Annotated in this window: 11 protein-coding genes and 1 pseudogene; 11 read left to right on the forward strand and 1 reads right to left on the reverse strand. The window is 63.4% G+C overall.

The features are described 5' to 3' along the window. Window positions 1-47: 47 nt before the first annotated feature. From PV773_RS18195 to PV773_RS18245, 11 genes are all read left to right on the forward strand, one after another. Entirely contained in the window at window positions 48-650 is a 603-nt protein-coding gene (locus PV773_RS18195; RefSeq protein WP_347967701.1) for an amino acid synthesis family protein, read from the forward strand. After that, window positions 625-1,431, forward strand: coding sequence for an alpha/beta fold hydrolase (locus tag PV773_RS18200; protein WP_347967702.1), 807 nt, complete (start codon window positions 625-627; stop codon window positions 1,429-1,431). The genes PV773_RS18195 and PV773_RS18200 overlap by 26 nt, the downstream gene beginning before the upstream one ends. Beyond that, on the forward strand, window positions 1,421-2,344 hold the full coding sequence (locus PV773_RS18205) for a flavin reductase (RefSeq protein WP_347967703.1): 924 nt from the start codon (window positions 1,421-1,423) through the stop codon (window positions 2,342-2,344). Before PV773_RS18200 ends, PV773_RS18205 begins: the two co-directional genes overlap by 11 nt. Before the next feature lie 3 nt (window positions 2,345-2,347). After that, window positions 2,348-3,385 (forward strand): LLM class flavin-dependent oxidoreductase, encoded by a 1,038-nt coding sequence (locus tag PV773_RS18210; RefSeq protein ID WP_347967704.1) that lies wholly within the window; start codon window positions 2,348-2,350, stop codon window positions 3,383-3,385. Window positions 3,386-3,392: 7 nt separating this feature from the next. After that, complete coding sequence (locus PV773_RS18215) at window positions 3,393-4,856, forward strand: aldehyde dehydrogenase (RefSeq protein WP_347967705.1); 1,464 nt, start codon at window positions 3,393-3,395, stop codon at window positions 4,854-4,856. Between the two features lie 5 nt (window positions 4,857-4,861). Next, a complete protein-coding gene (locus PV773_RS18220) occupies window positions 4,862-5,191 on the forward strand; it encodes an NIPSNAP family protein (RefSeq protein WP_347967706.1) in 330 nt (109 codons plus the stop codon). 33 nt (window positions 5,192-5,224) lie between these two features. Then, on the forward strand, window positions 5,225-6,235 hold the full coding sequence (locus PV773_RS18225; protein ID WP_347967707.1) for an ABC transporter substrate-binding protein: 1,011 nt from the start codon (window positions 5,225-5,227) through the stop codon (window positions 6,233-6,235). Window positions 6,236-6,304: 69 nt separating this feature from the next. After that, window positions 6,305-7,156, forward strand: coding sequence for an ABC transporter permease (locus tag PV773_RS18230; protein ID WP_347967708.1), 852 nt, complete (start codon window positions 6,305-6,307; stop codon window positions 7,154-7,156). A 2-nt stretch (window positions 7,157-7,158) separates the two neighbouring features. Further along, window positions 7,159-7,959: an ABC transporter permease gene (locus PV773_RS18235; RefSeq protein WP_347967709.1), complete on the forward strand. Its 801-nt coding sequence runs from the start codon at window positions 7,159-7,161 to the stop codon at window positions 7,957-7,959. Beyond that, on the forward strand, window positions 7,956-9,032 hold the full coding sequence (locus PV773_RS18240; RefSeq protein WP_347967710.1) for an ABC transporter ATP-binding protein: 1,077 nt from the start codon (window positions 7,956-7,958) through the stop codon (window positions 9,030-9,032). The genes PV773_RS18235 and PV773_RS18240 overlap by 4 nt, the downstream gene beginning before the upstream one ends. Window positions 9,033-9,061: 29 nt before the next feature. Then, window positions 9,062-10,564, forward strand: coding sequence for an NAD-dependent succinate-semialdehyde dehydrogenase (locus tag PV773_RS18245; RefSeq protein WP_347967711.1), 1,503 nt, complete (start codon window positions 9,062-9,064; stop codon window positions 10,562-10,564). A 133-nt stretch (window positions 10,565-10,697) separates the two neighbouring features. On the opposite strand, the pseudogene PV773_RS18250 reads toward PV773_RS18245, so the two are convergent. Then, window positions 10,698-11,159, reverse strand: a pseudogene (locus PV773_RS18250) (nitrilase-related carbon-nitrogen hydrolase); the annotation flags it as partial. Window positions 11,160-11,290: the final 131 nt, after the last annotated feature.

The following is an 11,290-nucleotide window of genomic DNA, read 5'->3' on the forward strand; positions in this document are numbered from 1 at the left end:
AAGATGGTATACCAACATATGAGCAGTTCGATTGACAGGAGGATTTCGTGGCAGCCATCATTCGCAAGACGCTCTTGCATGTGGAGACAACCCTCATCGAAGGCGGCCGGGAGGCGGCGGTGCCGTTGAAGCTCATTGCGGCCATGGCTATTGTGAAAAACCCTTGGGCGGGGCGCGGCTTCGTCGAGGACCTGCGGCCGGAAATCCATGCCGTCGCGCCGGTGCTTGGCGAAACGCTGACGCGCATGGTCATCGAGACGGCCGGTTCGGGCGAGGCTGTCGAGGCCTATGGGAAATCGGCCGTCGTCGGCCTTGATGGCGAGGTCGAGCACGCCTCGGCGTTGATCCACACGCTGCGTTTCGGCAACCACTACCGCACGGCCGTCGGCGCCAAGTCCTATCTCGCTTTCTGCAACACGCGCGGCCCGGCCAATGCGCCGATCATGATCCCGCTGATGGACAAGAACGACGAGGGCCGCCGCTCGCACTACCTAACGATCCAGTGTGCCATTCCCGATGCGCCAGCCGCCGACGAGATCGTCGTGGCGCTCGGCGCGTCGATCGGCGGCCGGCCGCATCACCGCATCGGCGACCGTTACCAGGACCTCAAGGAGCTGGGCCACGATGTTGCAAACCCTGCAGCGGTCTAGGACGCCCTCGGGTACGGCCTATCTCGACCGGGGCCGGGGCGGCGAGACCGTCGTCCTCGTCCACGGGGTCGGCATGCGGCTCGAGGCGTGGGCGCCGCAGATCGACCAGCTTGCAGAGAATTTCCGCGTCATTGCCGTCGATCTTCCTGGCCACGGGCGCTCGGAGCCGCTCGGCAAGCCGTCGCGTCTTGCCCACTTCGTCGAATGGCTCGAGAAAGCCCTGGACGAGATCGCCGCAGGCCCGGTCAATGTCGCGGGCCATTCGATGGGGGCGCTGATCGCCACCGGCATTACGGCCACCGCGCCCGACCGGGTGAAGCGGGTGGCGCTGCTCAACGGCGTCCACCGCCGCAGCGCTGCGGCCCGCAAGGCGGTCGAAGCACGGGCCGACGAGATCGTCTCGGGCAATTTCGACCGGGAGGCGCCGCTTTCCCGGTGGTTTTCGGGCGAGGAAAGCCGGAGCGAGGCCTATGCTCTCACCCGCGACCTGCTGCATGCGGTCGATCCGGCGGGCTATGCTGCCGCCTACCAGGCCTTTGCGACCGGGGATTCGGTCTACTCCGATTGCTGGCAGAACGTAGCGTGCCCGGCGCTGTTCCTAACCGGTGACGGCGACCTTAATTCGACCGTGGACATGGCGCGAGAAATGGCCGCCGCCGCGCCGCGCGGGCGGGCCGTCGTCATTGAGGGTCACCGCCACATGGTGAACCTCACGGCGCCGGAGGCGGTGAACGCGGCGCTCATCGACTGGCTTCATTGGGAGGTGGAGAATGACATTTGACGCGAGAGCCTTGCGTGACGCCTTCGGTGCATTCCTGACCGGCGTCACCGTCGTCACGACCGTTGACGATGCGGGATCGCCGATTGGCTTCACCGCCAACAGCTTTACCAGCGTTTCGCTGGACCCACCGCTGCTGCTCGTGTGCCTTGCCAAGACCTCGCGCAACTATGCGACGCTGACGCGTGCCAGGGGCTTTGGCGTCAATATCCTGTCGGAAGGACAGAAAGACGTTTCCAATACTTTTGCGCGCCCCGTCGAGGATCGCTTCGCCGCCGTTCAGTGGCAGGCCGGTCCGTTCGGTTCACCCGTCTTTGATGCCGTCGCCGCTTGGTTCGACTGTGCGATGCACGAGGTCGTTGATGCTGGCGACCATGTCATTCTCCTCGGCCGGGTCGAGGGCTTCGACAACAGCGGCAAGACGGGGCTTGGCTACGCCCGCGGCGGTTACTTCACGCCGGCGCTCGCCGAGAAGAGCCTGCTGGCGAACGCCGATGGCAGCCTATTGCTGGGTACTGTTGCCGAGCGTGATGGCGCGATCCTGCTGGTCGATGACGGCAAGGGCGGCTGGACGCTGCCGTTCGTCGAGAAGGCCGAACGCGAGGGCATGGAAGCGCTGGAGGCACATGTCGCTGCCGATTTCGGCCCGGCGCTCCAGACGGGCCTACTCTACTCTGTCTATGAGGATACGAAGACGGGGCGCCAACACGTCGTCTATCGCGCGAGCCTGGGCGAGGGCGTCCTCAAGGCCGGGCGGCTCTTTCCGCTGGAGGCGTTGCCGACCAATGACGTCGCCGATGGCGCCGTTCGCGAACTCGTCCGGCGCTTTGCCCAGGAAAGCACGCTCGGCAATTTCGGCGTCTATTTCGGAAATCAGGAAAAGGGCCGCGTGCACGCCGTGGCCGCAAAGGGGTGAAGCATGAAATTCTCTCTGTTCGTACACATGGAGCGGCTGGATGCCAGCCAGAACCATCAGGAACTCTACGAAGAGTTCATCGCGCTGTGCGAGATCGCGGACAAGGGCGGCATGCATGCCATCTGGACCGGCGAGCACCACGGCATGGATTTCACCATCGCGCCGAACCCCTTCGTCAACATCGCCGACCTCGCACGCCGCACCAAGAATGTGCGCCTCGGCACGGGCACGGTCATCGCGCCGTTCTGGCATCCGATCAAGCTTGCCGGCGAAGCGGCGATGACCGATATCATCACTGGCGGGCGCCTCGATGTCGGCATCGCGCGCGGCGCCTATAGCTTCGAATATGAGCGCCTCCTGCCGGGCCTTGACCCCTGGGGCGCGGGCCAGCGGATGCGCGAGCTGATCCCGGCCGTAAAGGGCCTCTGGGCCGGCGACTATGCGCATGACGGCGAGTTCTGGAAATTCCCGAAGACAACCTCCGCGCCGAAGCCGGCACAGCAGCCGCATCCGCCGATCTGGGTCGCGGCGCGCGATCCGAACAGCCATGAATTCGCCGTCGCCAATGGCTGTAACGTGCAGTGCACGCCGCTGGCCAATGGCGAGGCGGAAATCGCAAGCCTCATGGAGCGCTTCGACGCGGCCTGTGAAAAGGCGACAGGCATGCCGCGGCCAAAGATCATGCTGCTGCTGCACACGTATGTCGGTTCCGACGAGGCCGATATCGAGCAGGCGGCAAAGGAAGTGAGCACTTACTACAACTACTTCTTCGCCTGGTTCAAGAACGAGCGTCCGATCAGCCAGGGCCTCATCGACCGGCTGAGCGAAGAAGAACTTGCCGCCAATCCCAACCTCACGCCGCAGAAGATGCGTGAGAACATGCCGATCGGCACGGCGGACGAGGTGATCAAGCGCCTGAATGTCTACGAGGGCCTTGGGTACGACGAATATTCCTTCTGGATCGACACCGGCATGAGCTTCGCACGCAAGAAGGCGTCGCTCGAACGCTTCATCGCCGACGTCATGCCGGCATTCCGGTGAGGCCGTCATGCAGAACTTCCAGCAATACATAGATGGAATTTTCGAGGACGGTGTGGCCCGGTTGGAGAGTGTCGATCCGGCGACAGGCGTGGTCTGGGCAACGATGCCCGAAGCGCGGGAAGATGACGTCGATCGCGCCGTGAAGGCTGCGGCGCGCGCCCTCTGGAATGGCGAATGGCCGTCGATAACTGCGACGGCGCGGGGCAAGCTGCTCTATCGGCTTGCCGATCTCGTGCAGGCCAACGCCCGGAAACTGGCCGAGCTTGAAACGCGCGATACGGGCAAGATCATCCGCGAGACCTCCGCGCAGATCGCCTATGTCGCGGATTACTACCGCTACTATGCCGGCCTTGCGGACAAGATCGAGGGCGCGACGCTCGCCATCGACAAGGCGGACATGGATGTCTGGACGCGGCGTGAGCCGATCGGTGTCGTGGCGGCGGTCGTGCCGTGGAACAGTCAGCTTTTCCTCTCGGCGGTGAAGATCGGCCCGGCGCTCGCTGCCGGTTGCACGCTGGTAGTCAAGGCTTCGGAAGACGGTCCCGCGCCGCTCCTCGAATTTGCGCGGCTCGTGCATGAGGCGGGCTTCCCGGCGGGTGTCGTCAACATCCTCACTGGGTTCGGCCCGACCTGCGGCAGCGCGCTGACCCGCCACCCCGGTGTCGACCACATCGCCTTCACCGGCGGCCCGGCGACGGCCGCTGCCGTAGTGCGCAATTCGGCGGAAAACCTCGCCACGACCTCGCTGGAACTCGGCGGCAAGTCACCTTTCATCGTCTTTGCCGATGCCGATCTGGAAAGCGCCGCCAATGCGCAGGTCGCCGGCATTTTCGCCGCGACGGGACAGAGCTGCGTGGCGGGTTCGCGCCTCATCGTCGAGGCTTCGGTAAAGGATCAGTTCCTCGCTATCCTGAAGGCGAAGGCCGAAGCGGTTCGCATTGGTTCGCCGCTCGACATGGGGACGGAAGTCGGGCCGCTCTGCACGCACCGGCAGCGCGACCATATCGAGGCGGTCGTTGCCGCCTCGCTGGGGGCGGGTGCAAAACTGGTGACCGGCGGCCGGGCAGGTGAGGGGAACGGGTTCTACTACGTCCCCACCATTCTCGACTGCGATGGCGTCTCCGCCGCCTCGGTGGAAACCGAACTCTTCGGGCCGGTGCTCTCTGTTCTCTCCTTCACGAGCGAGGAGGAGGCGGTTCGGCTTGCGAATGCCACGCCCTATGGGCTCGCCTCCGGCGTGTTCACGCGCAACCTTGCCCGCGCCCACCGCATGATCAAGCGCATCCGCGCCGGCATCGTCTGGGTGAACACCTACCGCGCGGTCTCGCCCGTCGCGCCTTTCGGCGGATACGGGCAGTCGGGGCAGGGGCGCGAGGGAGGCCTTGCCGCCGCGCTCGACTATACGAAGACGAAAACCGTGTGGCTTCGGACCTCCGACGACCCGATCCCCGATCCGTTCGTGATGCGGTGACGGCGATGTTTGTCGAGATCCGCACCTATCGGCTGAAGAACGGTGGCATTCCCGAATACCTCAAGGTGGTCGGCGAAACCGGCACTACGATCCAGAAGAAGCATCTCGGCAATCCCGTCGGCTACTTCTCCTCGGAAATCGGGCCGATCAACGAGATCGTCCACATCTGGAGCTTCGAGAGTCTCGACGACCGGCAGGCGCGTCGTGCGCGCCTCGCCAGCGACCCCGAATGGCAGGCGTTCCTGCCGAAGATCCGCGACCTAATCGTCACTGCGGGCAACAAGATCATGAGCCCGGCCGCCTTCCCGCCACTTGGAGGCAGCGCGCCGATCTGACGACCGAACCAACTGAACTGGGAGAATGGAAACATGAAAAACAGCATTGCAATCGCACTACTTATGACGGCCCTCGGCTTTGCCGAAAGCGCTACCGCAAAGGAGATGGTCTTCACCAGCTGGGGCGGCACCACGCAGGATGCCCAGAAAACCTATTGGGCCGACCCCTTCACCGCGAGCAGCAATGTCGCCGTCACGCAGGACGGCCCGACCGACTACGGCAAGATCAAAGCTATGGTCGAAGCCGGCAATGTGACCTGGGACGTCGTGGATGTCGAGGGCGACTATGCCGTGCAGGCCGGCAATGCTGGCCTCCTCGAAAAGCTCGATTTTTCTGTCATCGACAAGACCAAGCTCGATCCGCGCTTCGTCACTGACTATTCGGTTGGCAGCTTCTATTATTCCTTCGTGATCGGCTGCAACAAGGATGCGGTCGAGGCCTGCCCGAAGACCTGGGCGGAACTCTTCGACACCCAGAAGTTTCCCGGCAAGCGTACCTTCTACAAGTGGTCCGCTCCGGGCGTGATCGAAGCGGCGCTGCTGGCAGATGGCGTGCCCGCCGACAAGCTCTACCCGCTCGATCTCGACCGGGCTTTCAAGAAGCTGGATAGCATCAAAGCTGACATCGTCTGGTGGGATAGCGGCGCGCAGTCGCAGCAGCTTCTCGCGTCTGCCGAAGCGCCGTTCGGCTCGTTCTGGAATGGCCGCCTGACGGCACTCGCCGAAACCGGCGTCACCGTCGAGACATCTTGGACCAACAACATCACCGCCGCCGACTCCCTCGTCGTGCCGAAGGGTGCCAAGAACAAGGATGCGGCGATGAAGTTCATCGCGCAGGCGACCAGTGACTCGGCCCAGGCCCAATTCGCGACCGCAACCGGCTATGCGCCGATCAACCTCGAATCCAACACCCTGATGGATGCGGAACTGCGCAAGTCGCTTCCTGACATGCAGGCCGACACCCAGGTCAACGCGGACATGAGCTATTGGGCTCAGCACCGTGATGAGATCGGCACCCGTTGGTACGCCTGGCAGGCGAAGTAAGACCGTCTCCCAAGACGATGGCGGGTCGGCGTTTGCCGGTCCGCTTCCCAATCCACTGGATGATCGACCATGGCTGTTACGGTAGCGAAGGGCGCCGTCAATACAAAGCGTGAGGGTACGCTCGGCTACCTCATGCCGGCACTGCTGCTCATCGCCTTCTTCTTCATCGTGCCGGTGCTCATGCTGCTTATGCGCAGCGTGCTCGAGCCCGAACCGGGACTGCAGAACTATGCCGCGCTTCTCGGTTCGACGACCTATCTGCGCGTGTTCCTGAACACTTTCATGGTGGCCGGCGTCGTCACGCTCGTCTCCATCGTCGTCGGCTATCCGGTCGCCTGGCTGCTCGCCATCATGCCCGAGCGGTGGTCCCGCATCGTGCTGGCGATCATCATTCTGTCGATGTGGACGAACCTGCTCGCCCGTACCTATGCCTGGATGGTCCTGCTCCAACGCACCGGCGTCATCAACAAGACGCTGATGGGGCTCGGGCTGATCGACAAGCCCCTGGCGCTCGTCAACAACCTCGTCGGCGTCACGATCGGCATGACCTATATCATGCTGCCCTTCGTCATCCTGCCGCTGATGGGTGTGATCCGCTCCATCGATCCGGCGATCCTGAGGGCCGCCGCGCTCTGCGGCGCCGGCAAGATGCAATGTTTCCTGCGCGTCCTGCTGCCGCTCTCGCTGCCCGGCATCGCCGCTGGCGCGCTGATGGTCTTCGTCATGTCCCTAGGCTATTTCGTCACGCCGGCGCTCCTCGGCGGCACCTCCAACATGATGCTTGCGGAGCTAGTGGCGCAGTTCGTCCAGTCGCTGGTAAACTGGGGCATGGGGGGAGCGGCCGCGCTGGTGCTGCTCGTCGTCACCCTTGCGCTCTACGCCGTCCAGCTGCGCTATTTCAATCCGGCTCGGGGGAAGTAGACGTGCTGCTCGACTTCGACAAACTCGGCGGTCTCAGAACCTTCCTCATCGCTCTCGTGGCGCTGGTGTGCATCTTCCTCATCCTGCCGATCGTCTTCATCGCGGCGCTCTCGTTCGGCTCCTCGCAATGGCTGATCTTCCCGCCGCCCTCCTGGACCTTCAAATGGTATCAGGATCTTTTCGCCGATCCGCGTTGGCTCTATTCGGCACTGACGAGCCTGAAGATCGCGGCGATCGTCACGGTACTATCAGTCGTGATCGGCTTCCTCGCCGCGCTTGGTCTCGACCGTGGCCGGTTTGTCGGCCGGGATATGCTGCGCGCGCTGTTCCTGACGCCGATGATCCTGCCCGTCGTAGTTCTCGCCGTCGCGCTCTACGCTCTGTTCCTAAAGCTCGGCCTTGCCGGCACGACCATCGCCTTCGTCATTGCTCACCTCTTGATCGCGCTGCCCTTCTCGATCATCTCGATCGGCAACGCACTCGAAGGCTTTGACCGCTCGATCGAGGATGCCGCCATCCTCTGCGGGGCAAATCCCTGGGAGGCTCGGCTGCGCGTTACGGTCCCGGCGATCAGCCACGGCATCTTCGGCGCCGCCGTCTTCTCCTTCCTCGCCTCCTGGGACGAGGTTGTGCTGGCGATCTTCATGGCGAGCCCGACGCTGCAGACCCTTCCCGTAAAAATCTGGTCGACGCTGCGGCAGGACCTGACGCCTGTCATCGCGGCCGCGTCCACACTGCTTATTGCCTTCACCATCCTCCTGATGATCGTCGCAGCACTCTTCCGCAAGGGACGAAAAGCATGATCCAGCCCTTCCTTAGCATTCGCGGCATCCGCAAGTCCTATGGCGCGGTGACCGCCGTCAAGAATGTCAGCATGGATATCGCCGAGGGCGAGTTCATGACCTTCCTCGGCCCGTCCGGCTCGGGAAAGTCGACGACCCTTTACATCCTCGCCGGCTTTCAGGATCCGACGGGCGGCGACATCCTGCTGAAAGGCCAGAGCCTCCTGTCGACGCCGTCGCACAAGCGCAATATCGGCATGGTGTTCCAGCGCTATACGCTCTTCCCACACCTATCGGTGGGCGAGAACGTGGCGTTCCCGCTTCGCATCCGTCGCCGCCCGCAGGCCGAGGTTGCCGAACGCGTGCAAGCCGCCTTGAAGCTCGTACGCCTCGAAGGCTTCGAGGATCGCATGCCGGCGCTCATGTCCGGCGGCCAGCAGCAGCGCGTGGCGCTCGCCCGCGCGCTTGTCTACAACCCGCCCGTCCTCCTGATGGACGAGCCGCTGTCCGCGCTCGACAAGAAGCTGCGCGAGGAAATCCAGTTCGAAATCCGCCGTATCCATCACGAGACGGGCGTGACCATCCTCTACGTCACCCACGACCAGGAAGAGGCGCTGCGCCTGTCGGACCGCATTGGGGTGTTCAGCGAGGGCGAGATAGACCAGATTGGGACCGGCCCGGAGCTCTATTCCAACCCGGCGACCCGCTTCGTGGCGGGGTTCATCGGCGACAGCAACTTCCTCGACGCGACTGTCGTTGCAAGCAATGCCGGCAAAGCAAAACTCTCGCTGGGCGATGGCGCTGTCGTGGAAGGCGTGCCGTTGCACGGGGCATCGGCAGCGAACGGCAAGGCATCACTGATGCTGCGCCCGGAGCGCCTCTCGTTGTCGCGCGTCTCGGTCTCGTCGGGTATTGCCGTGACGGTGCGGGATATCACTTTCCTTGGCAACAACGTCGAGGTTAGCACCGCGACGCCTGCTGGCGTCGACCTCGCGGTGCGCCTGCCGTTCGGTCATGAGGCGATTTCGAGCCTCGCGCGCGGCGAGCAAGCCTGGCTCACCTTTGATACCGCGTCCGCGCACGCCTTCGCATAACCTCATTTCTCCGGCCGGGAGTCTGAACCGTGGCAATTTCCGAGCACCTACTGTCGAAGCTGAACGACCCTGCACTTGCGACGGATCGCGCCCCTGTTGCCGGCGAATGGCTTGGCTGCGGCGATGCGACGGATACATTCGACGTCTTCAATCCGTCCACCGGCGAGCTGATCGCAACCCTTCCGAACATGGGCCGAGCGCATGCTGCTCGTGCGATCGACGCGGCCTACGTCGCCCAGAAGGAATGGGCGAAGCGGACGGGCAAGGAGCGCGCGGCCATCATGCGCACGCTCCACGACCTCATAGTCACCCATGCCGATGATCTCGCGACGATCCTGACCATGGAAATGGGCAAGCCGCTGGCGGAATCGCGCGGCGAAATCCTCTATGGCGCGTCCTATGTCGAATGGTTCGGCGAGGAAGCCAAGCGCGCCTATGGCGACATGATCCCGGGCCACCAGCGCGACAAGCGCATCATGGTCGTCAAGCAGCCGGTCGGTGTCGTTGCTGCCATCACGCCCTGGAACTTTCCGAATGCCATGCTCGCCCGCAAGTTGGCGCCGGCGCTGGCCGCGGGGTGCGCCATGGTTGCCAAGCCCGCCGTTGAAACACCGCTCTCCGCGCTGGCCTTAGCGCGCCTTGCCGAATGCGCCGGCGTTCCTGCCGGCCTCTTCAGCATTATTCTCACGACGGACGTCCTAGAGGTAGGCAAGGAATTCACGTCGAACGACAAGGTCCGCAAACTGACCTTCACGGGTTCGACCAATGTCGGGCGCATTCTGATGCGGCAGGGCGCCGACCAGATCATGAAGCTCGGCCTGGAACTCGGCGGCAATGCCCCGTTCATCGTCTTCGACGATGCAGACCTCGATGCGGCCGTGGAAGGCGCGATGATCGCGAAATACCGCAACAACGGTCAGACCTGCGTCTGCGCCAACCGTTTCTATGTCCAGGCCGGTGTCTATGATGCCTTCGCGAAAAAGCTGGCCGCCCGCGTTTCGCAGATGAAGGTCGGCGACGGTTTCGAGGACGCTGTCGATGCGGGCCCCCTGATCGACCAAAAGGCCCTGGCAAAGGTCGAGGCGCATATAACCGATGCGGTCTCGAAGGGTGCGCGAGTGGCGGTCGGCGGCAAACCGGATGAACGAGGCGGCCTGTTCTTCCAGCCGACCGTCCTGACGGACGTGGCGCCTGGCATGAAGGTGGCCCGCGAGGAGACCTTCGGCCCGGTCGCTCCGCTCTTCCGCTTCGAGACCGAGGCGCAGGCGATCGACCTCGCAAACGACACCGAATTCGGCCTTGCGGCATATTTCTATGGGAACGATCTTTCCCGTGTCTTCCGTGTCGGGGAAGCGCTGGAATACGGTATGGTCGGCATCAACACCGGCCTTATCTCGACCGAGGTCGCGCCCTTCGGCGGCATGAAGCAATCCGGACAGGGCCGGGAGGGATCCAAATACGGGTTGGATGACTATCTTGAGATCAAATATCTTTGCTTGGGACTAACCTCCTCGGAGAGCAATAGCCAATAAGTTATGTCTTGATGTTGCACGGGGTCACTTCACTTCAAGACCGAGACTGGAATTGCTCCTGACGCTTCCGATTCCGCCAGCTGCGATGTTCGCCGACGGAGCATGCCGGTGGGAAGGCGTGTGATAGTTTCCAACCCTGTTCCAGGTCGACACCTTTCCATCCATGCGGTAGAACTGCGGTGTCCACGTTGCGGCGGACGAGAGCCATAAGCCTCCCAAGGCGAGGGCGGCAGCCGGCCAATATCGCGATGTCATCGTCGCGAGGCCGGCGGTAGTCGCAGCGACACCCCATCATCCCCATCCCGGAAACAGCACGCCGGCGGCCGTCACCGGATGCGCCGAACCGGTGATGCCGAAGGGCGGTACGGCCATCAGCACGGCCGCCGCCAAATACGGCCCCCGCCCCCACCCCTCCCGAACGCCCTGACCATGCGAGCGCATGCACGATGACGAAGGCGAGCGAAGCGACCACCTAAAGCAGGAGCCCCGGCCAGAGATCGGCGGCATAGAAATTGGCGACGCCCTGCGGCAGGCCGCGCGAGGCGGCGAGGAAGTAGCCGGCCGACACAAGTGCGGCGTGGCAGCGCTGGGAAATTTACACTCCTTCCAAGACGATTTGGCTCTGGTCGATATTGGCTGGATCAATTTTAGGTAATGCCTATCGGAACTGGACCGGATTTCGATCTGTTTGCTCAACGTTTGTGGTCTTCAAGAGCTTGATGATCA

It is taken from the genome of Mesorhizobium sp. CC13 (assembly GCF_039907765.1).
In the GTDB taxonomy this organism is placed as follows: Bacteria; Pseudomonadota; Alphaproteobacteria; order Rhizobiales; family Rhizobiaceae; genus Aminobacter.

Coding starts and splice junctions, on each gene's coding strand:
- PV773_RS18210 (WP_347967704.1), top strand. CDS start 2,348: ATGAAATTCTCTCTGTTCGTACACATGGAGCGGCTGGATGCCAGCCAG.
- PV773_RS18200 (WP_347967702.1), top strand. CDS start 625: ATGTTGCAAACCCTGCAGCGGTCTAGGACGCCCTCGGGTACGGCCTAT.
- PV773_RS18230 (WP_347967708.1), top strand. CDS start 6,305: ATGGCTGTTACGGTAGCGAAGGGCGCCGTCAATACAAAGCGTGAGGGT.
- PV773_RS18205 (WP_347967703.1), top strand. CDS start 1,421: ATGACATTTGACGCGAGAGCCTTGCGTGACGCCTTCGGTGCATTCCTG.
- PV773_RS18240 (WP_347967710.1), top strand. CDS start 7,956: ATGATCCAGCCCTTCCTTAGCATTCGCGGCATCCGCAAGTCCTATGGC.
- PV773_RS18225 (WP_347967707.1), top strand. CDS start 5,225: ATGAAAAACAGCATTGCAATCGCACTACTTATGACGGCCCTCGGCTTT.
- PV773_RS18220 (WP_347967706.1), top strand. CDS start 4,862: ATGTTTGTCGAGATCCGCACCTATCGGCTGAAGAACGGTGGCATTCCC.
- PV773_RS18215 (WP_347967705.1), top strand. CDS start 3,393: ATGCAGAACTTCCAGCAATACATAGATGGAATTTTCGAGGACGGTGTG.